At 64.7% G+C, this 20,316-nt stretch carries 21 protein-coding genes; 17 read left to right on the forward strand and 4 right to left on the reverse strand.

The genetic code is table 11. The annotated features are described in order from the left end of the window. Positions 1-14: 14 nt before the first annotated feature. The gene (locus tag CAL18_RS03960) at positions 15-1,226 is read right to left on the reverse strand and encodes an MFS transporter (RefSeq protein ID WP_026640274.1); all 1,212 of its coding nucleotides are present in this window, start codon (positions 1,224-1,226) and stop codon (positions 15-17) included. Positions 1,227-1,315: 89 nt separating this feature from the next. Between CAL18_RS03960 and CAL18_RS03965 the strand changes: the two genes are divergently transcribed. The 3 genes from CAL18_RS03965 to CAL18_RS03975 are packed head-to-tail and all read left to right on the forward strand — an operon-like array spanning position 1,316 to position 3,882. Beyond that, positions 1,316-2,269 (forward strand): diacylglycerol/lipid kinase family protein, encoded by a 954-nt coding sequence (locus tag CAL18_RS03965; protein ID WP_094796111.1) that lies wholly within the window; start codon positions 1,316-1,318, stop codon positions 2,267-2,269. After that, positions 2,266-3,078, forward strand: coding sequence for a metallophosphoesterase family protein (locus CAL18_RS03970; protein WP_094817374.1), 813 nt, complete (start codon positions 2,266-2,268; stop codon positions 3,076-3,078). The genes CAL18_RS03965 and CAL18_RS03970 overlap by 4 nt, the downstream gene beginning before the upstream one ends. A 54-nt stretch (positions 3,079-3,132) precedes the next feature. After that, positions 3,133-3,882, forward strand: a complete 750-nt coding sequence (locus CAL18_RS03975; RefSeq protein ID WP_094817375.1) for a phosphatase PAP2 family protein — start codon at positions 3,133-3,135, stop codon at positions 3,880-3,882. Here CAL18_RS03975 and CAL18_RS03980 read toward each other — a convergent pair. Genes CAL18_RS03980 through CAL18_RS03990 form a run of 3 tightly spaced genes read right to left on the reverse strand, consistent with a single transcriptional unit; the run spans position 3,851 to position 5,368 of the window. Next, positions 3,851-4,330, reverse strand: coding sequence for an NAD(P)-binding domain-containing protein (locus CAL18_RS03980; RefSeq protein ID WP_038852462.1), 480 nt, complete (start codon positions 4,328-4,330; stop codon positions 3,851-3,853). The genes CAL18_RS03975 and CAL18_RS03980 overlap by 32 nt on opposite strands. After that, positions 4,327-4,752 carry a PaaI family thioesterase gene (locus CAL18_RS03985; protein WP_026640278.1) on the reverse strand — a complete coding sequence of 142 codons (426 nt, stop codon included), beginning with the start codon at positions 4,750-4,752 and terminating at the stop codon, positions 4,327-4,329. Before CAL18_RS03985 ends, CAL18_RS03980 begins: the two co-directional genes overlap by 4 nt. Position 4,753: 1 nt before the next feature. Continuing rightward, the gene (locus CAL18_RS03990; RefSeq protein ID WP_094817376.1) at positions 4,754-5,368 is read right to left on the reverse strand and encodes a TetR/AcrR family transcriptional regulator; all 615 of its coding nucleotides are present in this window, start codon (positions 5,366-5,368) and stop codon (positions 4,754-4,756) included. Between the two features lie 435 nt (positions 5,369-5,803). On the opposite strand from CAL18_RS03990, the gene CAL18_RS03995 reads away from it, so the two are divergent. The 14 genes from CAL18_RS03995 to CAL18_RS04060 all read left to right on the forward strand — a co-directional run bounded on the left by CAL18_RS03995 (position 5,804) and on the right by CAL18_RS04060 (position 20,307). Beyond that, a complete protein-coding gene (locus tag CAL18_RS03995) occupies positions 5,804-6,949 on the forward strand; it encodes a porin (RefSeq protein ID WP_094817377.1) in 1,146 nt (381 codons plus the stop codon). 200 nt (positions 6,950-7,149) lie between these two features. Then, positions 7,150-7,509 carry an NADH-quinone oxidoreductase subunit A gene (locus CAL18_RS04000; RefSeq protein ID WP_026640281.1) on the forward strand — a complete coding sequence of 120 codons (360 nt, stop codon included), beginning with the start codon at positions 7,150-7,152 and terminating at the stop codon, positions 7,507-7,509. A gap of 33 nt (positions 7,510-7,542) precedes the next feature. Continuing rightward, positions 7,543-8,019: a NuoB/complex I 20 kDa subunit family protein gene (locus CAL18_RS04005; protein ID WP_006217960.1), complete on the forward strand. Its 477-nt coding sequence runs from the start codon at positions 7,543-7,545 to the stop codon at positions 8,017-8,019. A 66-nt stretch (positions 8,020-8,085) separates the two neighbouring features. Further along, positions 8,086-8,715, forward strand: a complete 630-nt coding sequence (locus CAL18_RS04010) for an NADH-quinone oxidoreductase subunit C (protein ID WP_094817378.1) — start codon at positions 8,086-8,088, stop codon at positions 8,713-8,715. 3 nt (positions 8,716-8,718) lie between these two features. Continuing rightward, entirely contained in the window at positions 8,719-9,975 is a 1,257-nt protein-coding gene (locus CAL18_RS04015) for an NADH-quinone oxidoreductase subunit D (RefSeq protein ID WP_026640283.1), read from the forward strand. A 40-nt stretch (positions 9,976-10,015) separates the two neighbouring features. Then, a complete protein-coding gene (gene nuoE, locus CAL18_RS04020) occupies positions 10,016-10,516 on the forward strand; it encodes an NADH-quinone oxidoreductase subunit NuoE (protein WP_094817379.1) in 501 nt (166 codons plus the stop codon). Then, positions 10,513-11,880 (forward strand): NADH-quinone oxidoreductase subunit NuoF, encoded by a 1,368-nt coding sequence (nuoF, locus tag CAL18_RS04025; RefSeq protein WP_026640285.1) that lies wholly within the window; start codon positions 10,513-10,515, stop codon positions 11,878-11,880. The genes nuoE and nuoF overlap by 4 nt, the downstream gene beginning before the upstream one ends. Positions 11,881-11,895: 15 nt before the next feature. After that, positions 11,896-14,223, forward strand: coding sequence for an NADH-quinone oxidoreductase subunit NuoG (nuoG, locus tag CAL18_RS04030; RefSeq protein ID WP_094817380.1), 2,328 nt, complete (start codon positions 11,896-11,898; stop codon positions 14,221-14,223). Between the two features lies 1 nt (position 14,224). Next, entirely contained in the window at positions 14,225-15,298 is a 1,074-nt protein-coding gene (nuoH, locus tag CAL18_RS04035; RefSeq protein WP_026640287.1) for an NADH-quinone oxidoreductase subunit NuoH, read from the forward strand. 21 nt (positions 15,299-15,319) lie between these two features. Further along, complete coding sequence (gene nuoI, locus CAL18_RS04040; RefSeq protein ID WP_094817381.1) at positions 15,320-15,808, forward strand: NADH-quinone oxidoreductase subunit NuoI; 489 nt, start codon at positions 15,320-15,322, stop codon at positions 15,806-15,808. A gap of 17 nt (positions 15,809-15,825) precedes the next feature. After that, positions 15,826-16,473 carry an NADH-quinone oxidoreductase subunit J gene (locus tag CAL18_RS04045; RefSeq protein WP_026640289.1) on the forward strand — a complete coding sequence of 216 codons (648 nt, stop codon included), beginning with the start codon at positions 15,826-15,828 and terminating at the stop codon, positions 16,471-16,473. Beyond that, positions 16,470-16,778 (forward strand): NADH-quinone oxidoreductase subunit NuoK, encoded by a 309-nt coding sequence (gene nuoK / locus CAL18_RS04050; RefSeq protein WP_026640290.1) that lies wholly within the window; start codon positions 16,470-16,472, stop codon positions 16,776-16,778. Before CAL18_RS04045 ends, nuoK begins: the two co-directional genes overlap by 4 nt. Before the next feature lie 17 nt (positions 16,779-16,795). Beyond that, complete coding sequence (gene nuoL / locus CAL18_RS04055) at positions 16,796-18,808, forward strand: NADH-quinone oxidoreductase subunit L (RefSeq protein WP_094817382.1); 2,013 nt, start codon at positions 16,796-16,798, stop codon at positions 18,806-18,808. Continuing rightward, positions 18,805-20,307 (forward strand): NADH-quinone oxidoreductase subunit M, encoded by a 1,503-nt coding sequence (locus tag CAL18_RS04060; protein WP_026640292.1) that lies wholly within the window; start codon positions 18,805-18,807, stop codon positions 20,305-20,307. The genes nuoL and CAL18_RS04060 overlap by 4 nt, the downstream gene beginning before the upstream one ends. Positions 20,308-20,316: the final 9 nt, after the last annotated feature.

Raw genomic sequence — 20,316 nt, forward strand, 5'->3', positions numbered from 1 at the left:
CATCGGGCGGCGGCTTATGGCCGTTCGCCCGATGCGACGGCAGAAGGGTTGCCGCGCGGCAGCCAGCGCCAGAACACCGCCGCACCCGCCAGGCCCAGCATTCCCATGGCCGCAACCGCTGCGCCCAGCGACACCAGCGCCGCCACGGCCGACAGAATCACCGGCCCCAGGCTGCTGCCCAGGTCGGCCACCAGCCGCCATATGCCCAGGAACTCGGTGCGCCCGGTCTTGGGCGCGGAGTCGGCTCCCAGCGTCATGACGATGCCCGAACCGATGCCGTTGCCCATGCCCAGCATCATCGATATCACGACGAATCCCACCACGCCCGTGGTAAACGATGTTCCTATCAGGGCGATGCCCATCAGCAAGGTGCAAGGCAACGCCACCCAAAGCCGTCCGCGCTTGTCCATCAGCGTGCCGGCCGGGTAGAACACCGACATGTCGATGGCGGCCACCAGGCCGTAGATCACCGAGGTGGCCGCCGCGCCGATGCCCAGGTGATCGGCCCACAACGGAATCACCACCTGGCGCGACGCCCGCACCGCGCTGACCAGCAGTATGCCCAGGCCCAGCGTCAGGAAGACGCGCCGGTGCGCCCGAGCCACGTCGAGCACGCGCGGCTTGGCGGGCGTTGCCGTCCCGCGTTGTTCAACAGGAGTCATGTCGGGGGCGTAGCGGGCAATCATCCCCGCGCCGGCCATCGCGGCCACGGCGACCCAGTAAGCGCCCTGCAGGCCCATGAAATGGATCAATGCGGCGCCGGCGAACGGACCGACGAAGACGCCGATGCGCATGGTGCCGGCCAGGGTGGACAAGGCCCGCGCGCGCATGTGCACGGGTACGGCATCGATCATATAGCTCTGCCGCGCCAGCAGGAACACCGACGACGCCATGCCGATCAGGAAAACGCCCGCGGCCAGCATCGCCGCGTGCACGGCAAAGATGCACAGCAGCAGCGCAAGCACGCTCAGCGCAGCCGCGCCCACCATGGACCGCCGCTCGCCGTGGCGCGAGGTGATGATGGCGGCCGGGATATTGCTTACCAGCGAACCGATGCCGATCAGCGCCACGATCAGCCCCGACATGGCCACCGACGCGCCCAGGTCCCGGGCAGTCAGGGCCACCACGGGCAGGATGGCGCCGTTGCTTACACCATAGAGAATGGACGGGCCGAACGCCGGTACGGCGATTTTTCGGAAACTGAAGGGCTCGGCGCGATTCGGCACGGTGCTGCGCGTAGGGGAAAGGGTAGGGCGCCATTTTAGCCGGCCTCGTATCGCTTGCCGGCGGCGTGGCCGCAAGCTATCTTTGTGGCATGACTTCTACTCCAGCGAGCGGTCCGGGTCCGTTCTTCATTGTGCAGAACATGGGCTCGGGGCGCGACGATGCCCGCGAAGCGCAGGCCACCCTGCGCCGCGTGCTCGATGCCGCCGGCGTTCGCTACGACATCATCGCGGTCGACGACGGCCGGCAATTGCCCGCGGCGGTACAAACCGCAGTGGGGCGGGCGCGCGACCAGGGCGGGGCGGTGGTGGCGGTCGGCGGCGACGGCACGCTCAGCGCGGTGGCCCAGGGCGTGCTGGATACCGGGTTGCCGTTTGGCATCGTGCCGCAGGGCACCTTCAATTATTTCGGCCGCACCTATGGCATTTCGCAGGACACCGAAGCCGCGGCGCGCGCCCTGCTGGCCGCCCGCCCCGAGCCGGTGCAGGTGGGGCTGGTAAACAGCCGCCTGTTTCTCATCAACGCCAGCCTGGGGCTGTATCCGCAATTGCTGGAAGACCGCGAGGTGTACAAGCGCCGCTATGGCCGCCGGCGATACGTCGCTTTATGGTCGGCTCTGGTCACCCTGGCGCGCGCGCATCGCCAGCTGGCGATACAGCTCGAACACGCGGGGCAGGTTCGCCAGATGCGCACCCCCACCATCGTGGTGGGCAACAACGCCCTGCAGCTGCAGCAGATCGGCATTGCCGAAGCCGACGAACTCTCGCAGGGCCGGCTGGTGGCGATGGGCGCCAGGCCGGCGGGCACCCTGGCTTTATACGGGCTGCTCTTGCGTGGACTGTTCAGCCGGCTGGGCGATGCCGACCACGTCTTCAGTTTCGGCTTCGACAGGCTCACCGTACGCGTTCGCGGCCGCAGCCGGCGGGTTAAAGTCGCGCTCGACGGTGAAATCTGCTGGCTGGATACGCCGTTGCACTTCCGTGTTTCCCCCCAACCGCTGCGCCTGCTGGTGCCCCCCGAAGCGCTGCGCGCCGAATCCGCATGACGCGGCTGTTGCACGTTTCCGATACCCATTTCGGCTGCGAAGACGCCACGGCCGTCCGCGCGCTGCTCGCGCTGGCGCGGCAGGTGCAGCCCGAACTGGTGCTGCTGGGGGGCGACGTCACGCAGCGCGCCCGGCGCGCCCAGTTCGCGGCGGCCCTCGATTTTGTGCAGAATCTGCAATGCCCGGTGCTGGCCGTGCCGGGCAATCACGACATTCCGCTATACAACCTGGCGGCGCGCCTGCTCGACCCTTACCGGGGCTTTCGGCGGGCGCTGGGGGCGAACCTCGAACCGGTAGTCGAAACCGAGCGCCTACTGGTCATCGGCGTAAATTCCACGCGGCCCAGCCGCCACAAGCATGGGCAGGTTTCGGGCGCGCAGGCCAGGCGCGTGGCGCAGCGCCTGCGCCAGGCGCATCCGGCCAGCCTGCGTGTGGTATTGCTGCATCATCCCGTGCGCGCCGTCGTCGAAAGCGACCAGTCCAACTTGCTTATTGGCCGCGAAACCGCCGTGCCGGCCTGGGTCGATGCGGGCGCCGACCTGATCCTGGGCGGGCATATTCATCTGCCATACGTCCTGCCGGTGCATGGGGCAGCCGGCCCCGCGCCGCGCCAGGCGTGGGCGGTGCAGGCCGGCACGGCGGTGTCGCGGCGCATACGTGGCGGGGTTCCCAATTCGGTCAATGTCATCGAACATTCCTTCGACCATGACCCGGGCGCATGTTCAGTGCAGCGGTGGGACTACACCCACGGGGCCGGCGAGTTCCGCTGCGTGGCCGACCAGGCACTGCGCCTGCAGCGCGATCCCTGAACCCAACACCCTTGCGGCCGCCCGCCGGCCACGAATTCTGTTCAAACGGCTCTAATGGAAGCTTTCGTCGACTGGGTCGCTGTCCATCCTCTTCTGATCCTGCTGGCCGCCCCCGCTGCGGCGGCGCTATGCGCCTGGCTGGCGGCGCGCCAGGTCCCCAGCGGCCCCGGGGCTCGACCCGTCTTGCTGTGGTCGCTCCTGGCGGCAGGGTCGGGCGCGGTGTTCCTGGCCCTTGCCGCCGCCATGGCCGGGCAGCCCGGCGAAGCGCGCCTGGACAGCCGACTTGCCTCCGGCCTCAGTCTCGCGATGCCGGCGGCCCTGTTATGGACGATGTCGTGGTTCACCTACCTGGGCGACCGTAACCTGCTTACGATCATTGCCGTGGGCATGACGGTGTCGCTACTGTGGAAGCGGCAATGGGTGACGGCCCTGGCATGCGTGGCAGTCACGGGCGGCGCCGGCCTGCTCAACCTGGGGCTCAAGCATCTGTTCCAGCGCGTGCGGCCTGAACATCTGCATGGTTATGCCAGCGCCGATGGCTGGAGCTTTCCCAGTGGCCACACTTCGGGAGCCCTGGCGGTGTACGGCTTTGCCTGCTACCTGGCCGTGCGGGCGCTGCCGGCGCCCTGGCAGGCGCCCTGCGTGGCGGGCGTGGCCGCGCTCGTGGCGGCCATCGGCGTCAGCCGGGTGCTGCTGCAGGTGCATTACTTGAGCGACGTGCTGGCAGGCATTGCCATCAGCCTGGCATGGCTGGCGGCGTGCATGGCCGCGCTCAGCGCGGCCCGGCAACGGCGCGCCAGATAATCTGCAGCAGCCGGCTCACGTCTGCGCCGCGGTGTCGGGCGGGCAGGGCGCGCATGGCGGGCTCGGGCGGCCCCGCTATATACAGGGCGCCTGCGTCCCGGGCGGCATGGCCCAGGCGCTCGGCTGCTTCCCGCGGCAGGGGCCGCAGGTTCCACAGCAATTTATCGCGGATATCGGCGCCCACCCTGCCATCGCTGAATCGATCCAGCGTGCGGTCGATTTCCCGTTCGCCAGGCAGCGCCAGCACCACCAGATCCGATTCGTGCAGCGCTTCGCGGGCCGATGCCGCCAGTGTGGCCGCCCCGCGAAACGGTTCGCAGCGGGCCGGGTCGCGGTCGTACACGGTAAGCGCCAGATCGGGCTGCGCGTCTTGCAACAGGCTGCGCGCCGCCGCTGCGCCCGTTGTGCCCAGGCCCACCACGCCCACGCGCAATGGCCTGCTCGTCATGGCGCCGGCACCGACCACGTGCTTACGATATGCGCCACCGGCTCCGAGGCGCCCTCGCCATGCAGAATCACTTCGCCGGCGGCCAGGCGACCGGTCTTCAACAGCCGGGCTTGCGCAACCACGGCGCCTGCGGGGCTCTTGCGCAGGAAGTTGATGGTCAGGCTGGCGGTGACGGCGTTGGGCTGCCCGGTAGCGCCCACCACCGCGGCGTACAGCGCCAGGTCCGCCAGCCCCATCAGCATGGGGCCCGCCACGATGCCGCCCAACCGTTGATGGGCGTCGCGCGCCGGCAGGATGGCGCGGGCCGTGCCAAAACCTATGTCGGTGATCTGTACGCCCAGCACTTCCGCAAAGGGGTGCTGCTCGGCCAGCAAGCGCCTGAAGTCGGCAACAGAGATACGGGCAGGGGGCGATGCGGTCATGTCAGGCTTGCTCCAGGTCGGCGCAGTAACGTTCCAGCAGGTCGTCGGCGTGCTGCCCCAGTGACTTGACGCGACGGGTATGGAACAGCAGCAGCAGCCCCATCAGATACGTGAAGACCTGCATTTGCTCGATGGCCACCGTTTCATCCGGCCACTGGCGGGTTGCCTGCAAGCCGTGCCCCAACTGCGACACGCACGTGCGCAGCCGCGCATTCAGGCGTTCGTCGATGTCGCGGCCCAGGCCTCGCGGCCCCAGCCCCTGGAACAGGTACATGCCCAGCGCGAACTCGGTCGGACGCTCGGCGTAATAGCCGTAAAACGCCTTGACCACCCGCCGGGCCGCGCCCACCGCATTGCCGGGCAGGGCGCCCGCCAACGCTGCGTGCAGGCGTTCCAGCGACGCATCGAGCAGCTCGGCATAAATGGCTTCCTTGCCGTCAAACCAGGGATAAATGGCGCCGGTGGTGCAGCCGGCTTCCTTGGCTATGGCGCGCACGGTTGTCTGTTCCAGGCCATCGCGCTGGAACACACGCTGTGCGGCCTCCAGAATCAGCTGGCGCCGCAACGCGATAAATTGTTGCGCACGGGACGAAGGTTGCGGGCGAGACGAGTCCATGGGCACGCCGGAAATATCAATGTGCTCATTTAATAACAACGTTATTTCCCTGGCAAGGCATGCCTTTCAGCCCCATCGCCGGGGCGGGCAGCAAATGTATCTACCCGGTGCGCCGTGTATCCAGTATTGTGCAGAGTAACGGCGCCATGTCGGTGCAAAGCCGTCGCAGCCGGCGCGCTCAGCGCACCAAACGCCGTAAATACGCGCCTTTCCGAGCGCCTAGGGTAAACACGTAGGTGTTTCGGCTCCGGCTCCGCCAATGTTGCGAGATACCAACAGCCAGGGCGGCGAAGTCGTACTTTTAGGGGTGCGGCCATAGCCAGTGTCGGGGATTTTTGATGCAATAGCGTCAACTTCCCTTCGCGGAGTTAGGGGGGCGGCAGGCTGATGCAAGCGTTGCTGCTCTTGTCACTCAAATCAACGGAGATTTCTTAAATGAAAAAGACTCTGCTCGCTGCCGCCCTGCTCGCCGGTTTCGCCGGTGTGGCCCAGGCAGAAACCTCGGTGACGCTGTACGGCATCATCGATACCGGTATCGGCTACAACAAGGTCAAGGGCGACGGCTGGGATAGCGGCAGCCGCGTCGGCATGATCAACGGCGTGCAGAACGGTTCGCGCTGGGGCCTGCGTGGCACCGAAGATCTGGGTGACGGCCTGCAAGCCGTGTTCCAGCTGGAAAGCGGCTTCAGCTCCAGCAACGGTAACTCCGCTCAGAACGGCCGCCTGTTCGGTCGTCAAGCCACCATCGGTCTGCAAAGCGACAGCTGGGGCCGTCTGGACTTCGGTCGTCAAACCAACATCGCGTCGAAGTACTTCGGCTCGATCGATCCGTTCGGCGCCGGCTTCACGCAAGCCAACATCGGCGTTGGCCTGAGCGCTGCCAACACTGTTCGCTACGACAACATGGTCATGTACCAAACCCCGTCGTACAGCGGCTTCCAGTTCGGCATCGGCTATTCGTTCAGCGCTGACGACAACACCGACGACGACGATCGCGTTGGCTTCCGTACCGCCGACAACGTTCGTGCCATCACCGCCGGCCTGCGCTACGTGAACGGTCCCCTGAACGTCGCTCTGTCGTACGACCAGCTGAACGCTTCGAACCAGCAAGCTCAGGACGAAGTTGACGCCACCCCGCGTATGTACGCGATCGGCGCTTCGTACGACTTCGAAGTCGTGAAGCTGGCTCTGGCCTACGGCCGCACCACCGACGGCTGGTTCGCTGGCCAAGGCGTGGCCGGCGTGCAATTCGCCGACTTCGACGGTGATGGCGTTGCTGACGAGCAAGGTCTGGGCAACAACCTGTTCGCCGACGGCTTCAAGTCGAACTCGTACATGGTCGGCCTGACCGCCCCCATCGGCGGCGCGTCGAAGCTGTTCGGTTCGTGGCAAATGGTTGATCCCAGCAACGACCGCCTGACCGGCGGCGACGAGACGATGAACGTCTTCTCGCTGGGCTACACCTACGACCTGTCCAAGCGTACCAACCTGTACGCCTACGGTTCGTACGCCAAGAACTACGCGTTCCTGGACGACGTCAAGAGCACCGCTGTCGGCGTCGGTATCCGCCACCGCTTCTAATCGGCTGCGAGGCGCAAGCCTCGCATCGATTACCTAGCGTGCATGCGGCCTTCGGCCGCGTGCGAAAAGCCACCCTTCGGGGTGGCTTTTTTGTTACTGCAAAAGGTCAATTTGCCCTGGTTTTCAGTGCGCTGGGTTCAGCAGAGAGTCACCTCGCAAATGCTACAATCTGAAGGTTTGCGCATTTGACGGACGCCAGAATGAACTTGCAACAGTATTTTCCCGTCCTGCTGTTTATCGTGGTGGCTACCCTCATCGGGTTTGCGCTGCTGACTGCAGGGTCGCTCTTGGGGCCGCGGCGTCCGTACGCCGAGAAACTCTCGGCCTACGAATGCGGTTTCGACGCCTTCGACGATGCCCGCATGAAGTTCGATGTGCGCTACTACCTGGTGGCCATCCTCTTCATCCTGTTCGATCTCGAAATCGCCTTCCTGTTCCCCTGGGCCATTGCGCAGGGCACCGTCGGCATCGTCGGCTTCTGGACCGTCATGGTGTTCCTGGCCGTCCTGACGGTGGGCTTCATCTACGAATGGAAAAAGGGTGCGCTCGACTGGGAATAACCCAGGTCTGCACGCACGCTATCAGAGACCAATATGGCTATAGACGGCATTCTCAAGCAAGGCTTCATCACTACCAGTGCCGACAAGTTCCTGAACTGGGCAAAAACCGGTTCGATGTGGCCCATGACCTTCGGTCTGGCCTGTTGCGCGGTCGAAATGATGCACGCCGGCGCGGCCCGCTACGACCTGGACCAATTCGGCATCATCTTCCGACCCAGCCCGCGCCAGTCCGACCTGATGATCGTGGCCGGCACGCTGTGCAACAAAATGGCGCCGGCGCTGCGCAAGGTGTACGACCAGATGCCCGAGCCGCGTTGGGTGGTGTCCATGGGTTCGTGCGCCAACGGTGGCGGCTACTACCATTATTCGTATTCGGTCGTGCGCGGCTGTGATCGCATCGTGCCGGTCGATGTCTATGTGCCGGGCTGTCCGCCCACTGCAGAAGCGCTGGTCTACGGGTTGCTGCAAATGCAGAACAAAATCCGCCTGACCAACACCATTGCCCGCTGAGGCGTTGTGGCCGGCCTCGCGTAGTGCCGGCCACACCTGTCAGCATCTCGGTTCACCAAAGCAATCATGACGATGACCAGGCTCGAAACCCTGAAACACAACCTGCAGGCCGCGCTGGGCGCAGATGTCGCGCTCACCGAGGCGCTGGGCGAACTGACGCTCGAGGTGTCGGCCGACCAATGGCTCGCCGCGTGCAACAAGCTGCGCACCGACCCCGGCCTTGGCTTCGACACCTGCATCGATCTGTGCGGGGTCGACTACCTTACCTGGGGCAATGGCGCGCGTCCGGCGGCCGATGCCTTGACGCCGGGCGTCCAGCGCACCCGCTATGCGGTGGTCGTGCATCTGCTGTCCGTCCAGCACAACTGGCGCCTGCGGGTGCGCACCTGGGCGCCTGACGACGACTTCCCCATGGTGGCCTCGCTGGTCGAGTGCTGGCCTGGCGTGAACTGGTTCGAGCGCGAAGCCTTCGACCTGTTCGGCATTGTCTTCGAAGGCCACCCCGACCTGCGCCGCATCCTGACCGACTACGGTTTCATCGGCCATCCGTTCCGCAAAGACTTCCCCCTGTCGGGCACCGTCGAAATGCGCTACGACCCCGAACAAGGCCGCGTCATCTACCAGCCGGTCACCATCGATCCCCGCGAAATCACCCCGCGTGTCGTACGCGAAGACTCCTACGGCATGGGGCGTTAAATCATGGCAGAAATCAAGAACTACACCCTGAACTTCGGCCCGCAACACCCGGCCGCTCACGGTGTGCTGCGCCTGGTGCTCGAGCTCGACGGCGAAGTCATCCAGCGCGCCGATCCCCACATCGGCCTGCTGCACCGCGCCACCGAAAAGCTCGCCGAGCACAAGACCTACCTGCAGGCGCTGCCCTACATGGACCGCCTCGATTACGTGTCCATGATGTGCAACGAGCACGCGTATGTCATGGCCATCGAGAAACTGCTGGGCATCGAGCCGCCGCTGCGCGCGCAGTACATCCGCGTCATGTTCGACGAGATCACGCGCCTGCTCAACCACCTGATGTCGCTGGGCTCGCACGCCCTGGACGTGGGCGCCATGGCCGTGTTCCTGTACGCCTTCCGCGAACGCGAAGACCTGATGGATTGCTACGAAGCCGTCTCGGGTGCACGCATGCACGCGGCCTACTACCGTCCCGGCGGCGTCTACCGCGACCTGCCCGACTCCATGCCGCAATACGGCGACGGCAGCAAGTACCGGGGCGACAAAGAACTGCGCCAGATGAACGACGCGCGTTCGGGGTCGCTGCTCGACTTCATCGAAGATTTCACCAACCGGTTCCCCGGCTGCGTCGACGAATACGAAACCCTCCTGACCGACAACCGCATCTGGAAGCAGCGCCTGGTGGGCATCGGCGTTGTCGATCCCGACCGCGCCAAGGCCTTGGGCTTTACCGGCCCCATGCTGCGCGGCTCGGGCGTGGCCTGGGACCTGCGCAAGATGCAGCCCTACGAAGTCTACGACCTGGTCGACTTCGACGTGCCGGTGGGCGTCAACGGCGACTGCTACGACCGCTACCTGGTCCGCGTGGCCGAAATGCGCGAAAGCAACCGCATCATTCGCCAGTGCGTCGAATGGCTGCGCAACAACCCGGGGCCGGTCATGATCGAGAACCACAAGGTTGCGCCGCCCAGCCGCGCCAACATGAAATCCAACATGGAAGAGCTCATCCATCACTTCAAGCTCTTCTCCGAGGGTTTCCATGTGCCGCCGGGCGAGACCTACGCGTCCGTGGAACACCCCAAGGGCGAATTCGGCATCTACATGGTGTCCGACGGCGCCAACAAACCGTACCGCCTGAAGATCCGCGCGCCTGGTTTCGCCCACTTGCAATCGCTCGATGAAATGGCGCGCGGCCACATGATCGCCGACGCCGTAACCATCATCGGTACGCAGGACATCGTTTTCGGCGAGATCGACCGCTGATCCACCAGCCCGACCGCCCCGCATAACCCGGATTCAAACTATGCTGCTTTCCGCACAGGCCTACCAGAAAATCGATCGGGAACTCGTCAAGTTCCCGGCCGACCAGCGGCAGTCGGCCATCATGGCTGCGCTTGCCATCGCGCAAGAAGAAAAAGGCTGGCTGGCTCCCGAAGTCCTCGAAGACGTGGCCAACTATATCGGCGTGCCGCCCATCGCGGTGCAAGAGGTCGCCACCTTCTACAACATGTTCGACACCCGGCCGGTCGGCAAGCACAAGATCGCGGTCTGCACGAACCTGCCCTGTGCCTTGCGCGACGGCGAGAAAGCCGGCGATTACCTCAAGCGCAAGCTGGGCGTCGACTATCGCGAAACCACGCCCGACGGCCTGTTCACCCTGGTCGAGGGCGAGTGCATGGGCGCCTGCGGCGATTCTCCCGTGCTTATCGTGAACAACAAGCATATGTGCGTGCGCATGACTGAAGAAAAGCTCGACGCGCTGGTCCAGGGTCTGAAGGCGCAATCCCAAGGAGAATCGGCATGAGCGCGCCCGACCTGTACAAGCAATGGGCCCAGGGGCTGGACCCCAACCCCGGCAGCGACCTGTCCACGTCGATGTGCCTGCACGGCCGTCATCTGGGGCCGCAGATCCTCGCCGATCTCGACGGCCAGAACTGGCGCCTGCAAGACTACGTCAAGCGCGGCGGCTACGAGGCCCTGCGCAAGATCCTGTCTACCGGCATGAAGCCCGAAGACGTCATCGCCGAAGTCAAGGCGTCCGGCCTTCGTGGCCGCGGCGGCGCGGGCTTTCCCACCGGCCTCAAATGGAGCTTCATGCCGCGTGCCTTTCCAGGGCAGAAGTACCTGGTATGCAACTCCGACGAAGGCGAACCCGGCACCTTCAAAGACCGCGACATCCTGCGTTTCAACCCGCATGTCGTGATCGAAGGCATGGCCATCGCCGCATACGCCATGGGCATCAGCGTCGGTTACAACTACATCCACGGCGAAATCTTCGAAGTGTACGAACGCTTCGAAGAAGCTCTGGAAGAAGCGCGCGCCGCCGGCTTTCTGGGCGACAACATCCTGGGTTCCGAATTCAGCTTCCAGCTGCACGCGTTCCATGGCTATGGCGCGTACATCTGCGGCGAAGAAACGGCGCTGCTCGAATCGCTCGAAGGCAAGAAGGGCCAGCCGCGCTTCAAGCCGCCGTTCCCGGCCAGCTTCGGCCTGTACGGCAAGCCCACCACCATCAACAACACCGAAACCTTCGCCGCGGTGCCCTGGATCATCCGCAACGGCGGCCAGGCCTACCTCGAAGTGGGCAAGCCCAACAACGGCGGCACCAAGATCTTCTCGATCACCGGCGATGTCGAGCGTCCTGGCAACTACGAGATCCCGCTGGGCACGCCGTTCGCCAAGCTGCTCGAGCTCGCGGGCGGCATGCGGGGCGGCAAGAAGCTCAAGGGCGTGATCCCGGGCGGCTCGAGCGCGCCGGTGCTGCCGGCCGATATCATGATGGACACCACCATGGACTACGACGCCATCGCCAAGGCCGGCTCCATGCTGGGGTCGGGCGCGGTGATCGTCATGGACGAAACGCGCTGCATGGTGAAGTCGCTGCTGCGGCTTTCCTACTTTTACTACGAAGAAAGCTGCGGCCAATGCACGCCGTGCCGTGAAGGCACGGGTTGGCTGTACCGCATGGTCAACCGCATCGAACATGGCCAGGGGCGTCCCGAAGACCTCGACCTGCTCGACAGCGTTGCCGGCAACATCATGGGCCGCACCATCTGCGCCCTGGGCGACGCCGCCGCGATGCCGGTGCGCGGCTTCTTGAAGCATTATCGCGACGAATTCGCGCACCACATCGAGCACAAGTCGTGTGTGGTCCCGCAATATCTGTAGGTCTCAGGAACAGCAATGGTTGAATTAACCGTCGACGGCAATCAGGTCGAAGTCCCCGAGGGCAGCATGGTGATGCATGCGGCCCAGAAGCTGGGCCTGTACGTGCCCCATTTCTGCTACCACAAGAAACTGTCCATCGCGGCCAACTGCCGCATGTGCCTGGTTGAAGTGGAAAAGGCGCCCAAGGCGCTGCCCGCGTGCGCAACGCCTGCCACCAATGGCATGGTGGTGCACACGTGCTCTGAAAAAGCCAAGGCCGCCCAGAAGTCGGTCATGGAGTTCCTGCTGATCAATCACCCGCTCGATTGCCCCATCTGCGATCAGGGCGGCGAATGCCAGCTGCAGGACCTCGCCGTCGGCTACGGCGGCTCCACCTCGCGCTATCGCGAGGAAAAGCGCGTGGTGTTCCACAAAGATCTCGGCCCGCTGGTGTCGGCCGAAGAAATGACGCGCTGCATCCACTGCACCCGTTGCGTGCGCTTCGGCCAGGAAATCGCCGGCGTCATGGAACTGGGCATGCTGGGCCGCGGCGAACATTCCGAAATCACCACCTTCGTGGGCCGCTCGGTCGAGTCCGAACTGTCGGGCAACATGATCGACCTCTGTCCCGTGGGGGCGCTGACGTCCAAGCCGTTCCGCTACACCGCGCGCACCTGGGAACTTGCCCGCCGCCGCAGCGTCAGCCCGCACGACAGCCTGGGCGCCAACCTGGTCATCCAGGTCAAGGGCGACCGTGTCATGCGCGTGGTGCCGTACGAAGACGAAGCCATCAACGAATGCTGGATCAGCGACCGCGACCGCTTCTCGTACGAAGGCCTCAACAGCGAAGACCGCCTGGCCGCGCCCATGATCAAGGGCGCCGACGGCAAGTGGCAGGAAGCCTCCTGGGCCGACGCCCTGCAGGCCGTGGCCCAGGGCCTGTCGCGCGTGCGCGACAGCCATGGAGCGGGCCAGATCGGCGCCCTGGCCGCCGAGTACGCCACTACCGAAGAATTCGCGCTGCTGGGCCGCCTGGTGCGCGCCCTGGGCTCCGAAAACATCGACTTCCGCCTGCGTCAGACCGATCCCGGCTTTGACGCCGCGCTGTCCGGCGCGCCCTGGCTGGGCATGCCGGTAGCCGAGCTCGACAACCTCGACCGCGTGCTGGTCGTGGGTTCGTTCCTGCGCAAAGATCATCCGCTCATGGCGCAGCGCCTGCGCCAGGCCGCCAAGCGCGGCACGCAAGTCCTGCTGATCGACAGCGCGGCCGACGATCCGTTGCTGCCCGTGGCCGGCCGCATCACGGTGGCTCCCTCCAGCCTGCCGCAAGCGCTGGCCCAGGTGGCGGTGGCGCTGGCGCAAGCCAAAGAACAGCCGGTTCCCGCCGAATTCGCCGGCATCACCCCCGATGACGCCGCGAAGCTCATCGCCGCCAGCCTGGCATCCGGCTCGAATGCCGCGGTGCTGGTGGGCAACATGGCCGTCGCATCGCCCCAGGCATCGCTGCTGGCCGCGAACGCGCGTGCCATTTCCAACCTGGCGGGCGCCCGTTTCGGCTTCCTGACCGCCGGCGGCAACACCGTGGGCGGTTACCTGGCCGGCGCGGTGCCAGGGCAGGGCGGCAAGACTGCCGCCGCCATGCTGGCCGAACCGCTCAAGGCCTATATCGTGCTGCACGCCGAACCGGCGCTGGACGCCGACAATGGCCCGCAGGCCGTGGCTGCGCTGCGCGCCGCCGAGTTCGCGGTCGCGCTCACTCCGTACGCGTCGGCCGCCCAGGACTGGGCCGATGTCATGCTGCCGGTGTCGCCGTTCACGGAAACGTCGGGTACCTTTGTCAACGCGCAAGGCCTGGCCCAAAGCTTCAAGGGCACCGTGGCGCCGCTGGGGCAGACCCGTCCGGCCTGGAAGGTGCTGCGCGTGCTGGGCAATGTGCTGCAGCTGCAGGGCTTCGACGACGAAACGTCCGAATCGGTGCGCGATACCGCGCTGGCGGGCGGCATCGAAAGCCGGCTGTCCAACGACGTCAAGGGCGCGCCCGGCGTGGGCCGCCCGGGCACGGGCCTCGAGCGCGTGGCCGACGTGCCCATCTATCGCACCGATGCCATCGTGCGTCGTTCCGGCCCGCTGCAGGATACGCCCGCGTCGCAACCGCCCACCGCGCGCATGAATGGCGGCACGCTGGCCGCGCTGGGGCTTGCCGCCGGCGCCAAGGTGCGGGTGACCAGCGCCACGGGCTCGGTCGAGCTCGAAGCCGTGCAGGACGACGCCGTGGCCGACCGTGCCGTGCGCATATCGGCCGGCTTCGAACAGACAGCCGCCCTGGGTGGCGCATTCGGTGAAATCAGCGTGGAGCGTGCCTGACATGGAATGGCTCGATATTCTTCAAAGCCACGGCCAGGCCTTGCTTGGTCCGACCGCATGGATGGTGGTCTGGACCCTCGTCAAGATCATCATCATTGCCGTGCCCATCATCCTGTGCGTGGCGTATCTCACGTACTGGGAACGCAAAATGATCGGTGCGATGCACGTACGCCTGGGGCCCACCCGCGTGGGCTTCCGCGGCCTGTTGCAGCCGTTCGCCGACGTGTTCAAGCTGCTGACCAAAGAAGTCGTGGTGCCCACGCAGGCCAACAAGATCCTGTTCGTCGTGGCCCCGGTTGTCACGCTGATGCCGGCGCTGGCCGCCTGGGCCGTCGTGCCGTTCGGCCCCGAAGTGGTGCTGGCCGACGTCAACGCCGGCCTGCTGTACATCATGGCCATCACGTCGGTGGGCGTGTATGGCGTGATCGTGGCCGGCTGGGCATCGAACTCCAAGTACGCGTTCCTTGGCGCCTTGCGGGCCTCGGCGCAGATGCTCTCTTATGAGCTGGCCATCGGCTTCGTGCTCGTGACGGTGCTGCTTGTCTCGGGCAGCCTCAACATGACCGAGATCGTGCTGGGGCAGACTCGCGGCTGGTTTGCCGACCGCGGCCTGACCTTCCTGTCGTGGAACTGGCTGCCGCTGCTGCCGCTGTTCGTGATCTACGTCATTTCGGCCGTGGCCGAAACCAACCGCCACCCGTTCGACGTGGTCGAAGGCGAATCCGAAATCGTGGCCGGCCACATGGTCGAATATTCCGGCATGGCATTCGCGCTGTTCTTCCTGGGCGAATACGCCAACATGATCCTGTTGTCGTGCATGGCGGCGATCATGTTCCTGGGCGGCTGGACTTCGCCCGTCGACATCGCCCCGCTGAACTGGATTCCGGGCTGGATCTGGCTGGGCATCAAGACTTTCTGCGTGGTCTCTCTTTTCGTGTGGTTCCGTGCGTCGTTCCCGCGCTACCGCTATGACCAGATCATGCGTCTGGGCTGGAAGATTTTCATCCCGCTGACCGGCGTATGGCTGGTGGTCGTGGCGATCTGGATGCAGACGCCCTGGAACATTTGGCGCTGACGCGCCAAGCTGAGGCAGGATATGGAAGCGATCAAAGATTTCTTCGGCAGCCTGATGCTGGCCGAACTGCTCAAGGGCATGCGCCTGACGGGCAAGTACTTCTTCAAGCGCAAGGTCACCTTGCGCTACCCGATGGAAAAGACGCCGACCTCGGCGCGGTTCCGCGGTCTGCACGCCTTGCGCCGCTATCCCAATGGGGAAGAGCGCTGCATCGCGTGCAAGCTGTGCGAAGCCGTATGCCCGGCGCTGGCCATCACCATCGAATCGGACCAGCGCGACGACGGCACCCGTCGCACCACGCGCTACGACATCGATCTCACCAAGTGCATTTTCTGCGGCTTCTGTGAAGAAAGCTGCCCCGTGGACTCCATCGTGGAAACGCATATCCACGAATACCACGGCGAAAAGCGCGGCGATCTTTACTTCACCAAAGACATGCTGCTCGCCGTAGGCGACCGCTACGAACCCGAAATCGCCCGCCGCCGGGCCGAAGACGCGCCATACCGCTGACGCCCAAGGTCTGATCCATGACATTCACCACAGTCCTGTTCTACATACTGGCCGCGGTCCTGGTGATCGCCGCCTTCCGCGTCATCACGGCGCGCAGCCCCGTAACCGCCGTGCTGCACCTGATCCTGGCGTTCGCCAACGCCGCCATGCTCTGGATGCTGCTGGGCGCCGAGTTCCTGGCCCTGTTGCTGGTGCTGGTCTACGTGGGCGCCGTGATGGTGCTTTTCCTGTTCGTCGTCATGATGCTCGACATCCGCATCGATTCGCTGCGCCGCGGGCTCAAGACATATCTGCCCCTGGGGCTGGTCATCGGCGCCGTGCTGGTGGTCGAGATGTCGTTCGTGCTGGGCGCCACCTGGTATGGCGCCGGCCCGCAAGCCGCCGTGGCAGGCGACTACAACAATACGCGCGCCCTGGGCGAGGCCATGTACACCCAGTACGTGTATGCCGTGCAGGTGGGCGCCGCACTGCTGCTGGTGGGCATGGTGGCGGCCATCGCGCTTACCCTGCGTCGCCGCCGCGACGCCAAGTACAACGATCCCGCCGCCGCCGTCCGGGTGCGCGCAAAAGACCGCTACCGCCTGGTGAGCATGCCCGCGCAGAGCGATCGCGCCCTGGGCCGCGTGGCCGGGCAGCCCGGCGACGCCCAAGGAGAAAAACAATGACGTTGACGCTGGCCCACTACCTGGTGCTGGGTGCGATTCTGTTCGCCATCGGCATCTTCGGCATCTTCCTGAACCGCCGCAACCTGATCATCCTGCTGATGTCCATCGAGCTCGTGCTGCTGGCCGTCAACATGAACTTCGTGGCGTTTTCCAGCTGGTTCGGCGACACGGCCGGACAAGTGTTCGTGTTTTTCATCCTGACCGTCGCCGCCGCCGAGGCCGCCATCGGTCTGGCGATCCTGGTGCTGCTGTTCCGCAACCTGAACACGATCAACGTTGACGATCTCGATCGCCTGAAGGGCTGACGGGGTATTGGAAGAAAATGTCTAGCTCACCAAACCTGTACTTGCTGATCGCGCTCGCACCGTTGGCCGGCGCGATTCTTGCCGGGCTGTTCGGCACGGGGTTCCTGGGCCGGCCCATCGGGCGCCGCGGCTCGCACATCATCACCATCCTGGGCGTGCTCATTTCCACGGTGGGTTCGGTCATCGTGCTGGGCGATGTGCTCAACGGCCACACCTACGACGGCACCGTCTACACCTGGAGCCTCATCGGCCAGACCAGCCTCGAGATCGGCTTCCTGATCGATCCGCTGTCGGCCATGATGATGGTCGTGGTGACGTCCGTGTCCCTGATGGTGCACATCTACACCATCGGCTACATGGCCGACGACCCGGGCTACCAGCGCTTCTTTTCGTATATATCGCTGTTCACGTTCTCGATGCTGATGCTGGTCATGTCCAACAACATGGTCCAGCTCTTCTTCGGCTGGGAAGCCGTGGGCCTGGTGTCGTACTTGCTGATCGGTTTCTGGTACACGCGCCCGACCGCGATCTTCGCCAACATGAAGGCGTTCCTGATCAACCGCGTGGGCGACTTCGGTTTCGTGCTCGGCATCGGCCTGCTGTTCGCCTACACCGGCACCATGCACTACGCCGACGTGTTCGCGCAGGCCGACAAGCTGGCGGGCCAGACCCTGCCCGGCACCGACTGGATGTTGCTCACCGTGGCGTGCATCTGCCTGTTCATCGGCGCCATGGGCAAATCGGCCCAGGTGCCGCTGCATGCCTGGCTGCCCGACTCCATGGAAGGCCCCACGCCGATCTCGGCGCTGATCCACGCCGCCACCATGGTGACGGCGGGCATCTTCATGGTGGCCCGCTTCTCGCCGCTGTTCGAACTGTCGGATGTGGCCTTGTCATTCGTCATCGTGATCGGCGCCATCGGCGCGCTGTTCCTGGGCATCCTGGGCATCATCCAGAACGACATCAAGCGCGTGGTGGCTTATTCCACGCTGTCGCAGCTGGGCTACATGACCGTGGCGCTGGGCGCCTCGGCCTACTCGGTGGCCATTTTCCACCTGATGACCCACGCGTTCTTCAAGGCCCTGCTGTTCCTGGGCGCAGGCTCGGTGATCATCGGCATGCACCATGACCAGGACATCCGCAACATGGGCGGCCTGCGCAAGTACATGCCCATCACCTGGATCACCTTCCTGCTGGGCACCCTGGCCCTGGTCGGAACGCCGTTCTTCTCCGGTTTCTATTCCAAGGAACACATCATCGAGGCCGCCGGCGCGGCCGGGGTGTGGGGGGCCAACTTCGCCTACTACGCCACGTTGATCGGGGTGTTCGTCACCTCGCTGTACTCGTTCCGTGTGTATTTTCTGGTGTTCCACGGCAAAGAGCGCTTCGATGCCCATGGTCACGACAGCCATGCGGGCCATGGCCATGACGACCACGGCCATCATGGCGGCGCCCCGCACGAGTCGCCATGGGTGGTGACCCTGCCGCTGGTGCTGCTGGCCATTCCGTCGGTCGTCATCGGCGCCTGGGCCGTCAACCCCATGCTGTTCGGAGGCTTCTTCGACGGCGTGATCACCGTGCTGCCTCAGCATCCGGCCATGGCCGAGCTTGCTGAAAACTGGCATGGCTGGGTGGCCTATGGCCTGCATGCCTTCCAGACGCTGCCGTTCTGGCTGGTGGTCGCCGGCGCGGTCATTTCCTGGTACTGCTACCTGGTCAATCCCAAGGTGCCGGCCGCCATCAAGTCGGGCCTGTCGGGTGTCTACAAGCTGCTGGACAACAAGTACTACGTCGACTGGATCAATGAACAGGTCATCGCGCGCGGCGCCCGCTGCCTGGGCCACGGCCTGTGGCAAAGCGGCGACCGCGGCCTGATCGACGGCGTGCTGGTCAACGGCAGTGCCCGCGTGGTGGGCTGGGTGGCCGCGGTAAGCCGCCATCTCCAGTCGGGCTTCATCTATCACTACGCGTTCGCGATGATCATCGGCATCATGGCGCTGATTACTTTCTTTGTGCTGATTCCCCAATGATGGCAAGCGAAATGGCATCCAACACTTTTCCCTGGCTTACGCTTGCGATCTTCGTACCGATCGTATTCGGCCTGCTGGTGCTGGCACTGGGTCGCGACGACCGTCCCGGGCTGACGCGCGTCCTGTCGCTGGTGGGCGCGCTGGTCGGCTTCGCGGTCACCATTCCGCTGTACACCGGCTTTGACGCCTCCACCGCCGCCATGCAGTTCGTCGAGAAGGCGCCCTGGATCGAGGCATTCAACGTCAACTATCACCTGGGCATCGACGGCATTTCGCTGTGGTTCGTGCTGCTTACCGCGTTCATCACCATCATCGTGGTGCTGGCGGGCTGGGAAGTCATCACCAGCCGCGTGTCGCAGTACATGGCCGCCTTCCTCATCCTGTCCGGCCTGATGGTGGGTGTGTTCGCCGCGCTGGACGGCATGCTCTTCTACGTGTTCTTCGAAGCCACGCTGATCCCCATGTACATCATCATCGGTGTGTGGGGCGGCCCCAACCGGGTGTACGCGGCTTTCAAGTTCTTCCTGTACACGCTGCTGGGCTCGCTGCTGACCCTGGTTGCCTTCATCTACCTGTGGAATGCGTCGGGCGGGTCGTTCGACATCCTGACCTGGCACCAGGTCAAGCTCGGCCACACGGCCCAGGTGCTGATCTTCCTGGCCTTGCTGGCGGCGTTCGCGGTAAAGGTGCCGATGTGGCCGGTGCATACATGGTTGCCCGACGCGCACGTCGAAGCGCCCACCGGCGGCTCGGTGGTGCTGGCGGCCATCATGCTGAAGCTGGGCGCCTACGGCTTCCTGCGTTTCTCGCTGCCCATCACGCCCGACGCCTCGCATAGCCTGGCTGGCCTGATGATCGCCCTGTCGCTGATCGCCGTCATCTACATCGGCCTGGTGGCGATCGTCCAGGACGACATGAAAAAGCTGGTGGCGTATTCGTCGGTGGCGCACATGGGCTTCGTGACGCTGGGCTTCTTCATCTTCAATACGGCCGGCGTCGAAGGCGCCATCGTCCAGATGATTTCGCACGGCTTCGTGTCGGGCGCCATGTTCCTGTGCATCGGCGTGCTGTACGACCGCATGCATTCGCGACGTATCGCCGACTACGGCGGCGTCATCAACGTGATGCCGCGCTTTGTCACGTTCTTCGTGCTGTTCTCGATGGCCAACAGCGGCCTGCCGGCCACCAGCGGCTTCGTGGGCGAGTTCATGGTCATCATGGGCGCCGTGGAACACAATTTCTGGATCGGCCTGCTGGCGGCCACCGCCCTGATCCTGGGCGCGTCGTATTCGCTCTGGATGGTCAAGCGGGTGGCGTTCGGCGACATCTCCAACGACCACGTGCGCGAGCTTACCGACCTGAACGGCCGCGAATTCCTGATCCTGGGCGTGATGGCCATCGCCGTGTTGTACATGGGGATCTATCCCAAGCCCTTTACCGACGTCATGCATGCCTCGGTTCAGGCCCTGCTGCAACACGTTGCCGTCTCGAAACTGTAAGACTGAACC

The sequence above is a fragment of the Bordetella genomosp. 7 genome, from assembly GCF_002261415.1.
Taxonomy (GTDB): domain Bacteria; phylum Pseudomonadota; class Gammaproteobacteria; order Burkholderiales; family Burkholderiaceae_B; genus Bordetella_A.

Bases quoted from the DNA above. Each gene is read 5' to 3' on its own strand.
- nuoL (WP_094817382.1), top strand. From the start codon at position 16,796: ATGTCTAGCTCACCAAACCTGTACTTGCTGATCGCGCTCGCACCGTTG.
- CAL18_RS03990 (WP_094817376.1), bottom strand. From the start codon at position 5,368: ATGGACTCGTCTCGCCCGCAACCTTCGTCCCGTGCGCAACAATTTATC.
- nuoG (WP_094817380.1), top strand. From the start codon at position 11,896: ATGGTTGAATTAACCGTCGACGGCAATCAGGTCGAAGTCCCCGAGGGC.
- nuoE (WP_094817379.1), top strand. From the start codon at position 10,016: ATGCTGCTTTCCGCACAGGCCTACCAGAAAATCGATCGGGAACTCGTC.
- CAL18_RS03985 (WP_026640278.1), bottom strand. From the start codon at position 4,752: ATGACCGCATCGCCCCCTGCCCGTATCTCTGTTGCCGACTTCAGGCGC.
- CAL18_RS03975 (WP_094817375.1), top strand. From the start codon at position 3,133: ATGGAAGCTTTCGTCGACTGGGTCGCTGTCCATCCTCTTCTGATCCTG.
- CAL18_RS03970 (WP_094817374.1), top strand. From the start codon at position 2,266: ATGACGCGGCTGTTGCACGTTTCCGATACCCATTTCGGCTGCGAAGAC.
- CAL18_RS03965 (WP_094796111.1), top strand. From the start codon at position 1,316: ATGACTTCTACTCCAGCGAGCGGTCCGGGTCCGTTCTTCATTGTGCAG.
- CAL18_RS04045 (WP_026640289.1), top strand. From the start codon at position 15,826: ATGACATTCACCACAGTCCTGTTCTACATACTGGCCGCGGTCCTGGTG.
- nuoH (WP_026640287.1), top strand. From the start codon at position 14,225: ATGGAATGGCTCGATATTCTTCAAAGCCACGGCCAGGCCTTGCTTGGT.
- CAL18_RS04060 (WP_026640292.1), top strand. From the start codon at position 18,805: ATGATGGCAAGCGAAATGGCATCCAACACTTTTCCCTGGCTTACGCTT.
- nuoI (WP_094817381.1), top strand. From the start codon at position 15,320: ATGGAAGCGATCAAAGATTTCTTCGGCAGCCTGATGCTGGCCGAACTG.
- nuoK (WP_026640290.1), top strand. From the start codon at position 16,470: ATGACGTTGACGCTGGCCCACTACCTGGTGCTGGGTGCGATTCTGTTC.
- CAL18_RS03995 (WP_094817377.1), top strand. From the start codon at position 5,804: ATGAAAAAGACTCTGCTCGCTGCCGCCCTGCTCGCCGGTTTCGCCGGT.
- CAL18_RS04010 (WP_094817378.1), top strand. From the start codon at position 8,086: ATGACGATGACCAGGCTCGAAACCCTGAAACACAACCTGCAGGCCGCG.
- nuoF (WP_026640285.1), top strand. From the start codon at position 10,513: ATGAGCGCGCCCGACCTGTACAAGCAATGGGCCCAGGGGCTGGACCCC.
- CAL18_RS04015 (WP_026640283.1), top strand. From the start codon at position 8,719: ATGGCAGAAATCAAGAACTACACCCTGAACTTCGGCCCGCAACACCCG.
- CAL18_RS04000 (WP_026640281.1), top strand. From the start codon at position 7,150: ATGAACTTGCAACAGTATTTTCCCGTCCTGCTGTTTATCGTGGTGGCT.
- CAL18_RS04005 (WP_006217960.1), top strand. From the start codon at position 7,543: ATGGCTATAGACGGCATTCTCAAGCAAGGCTTCATCACTACCAGTGCC.
- CAL18_RS03980 (WP_038852462.1), bottom strand. From the start codon at position 4,330: ATGACGAGCAGGCCATTGCGCGTGGGCGTGGTGGGCCTGGGCACAACG.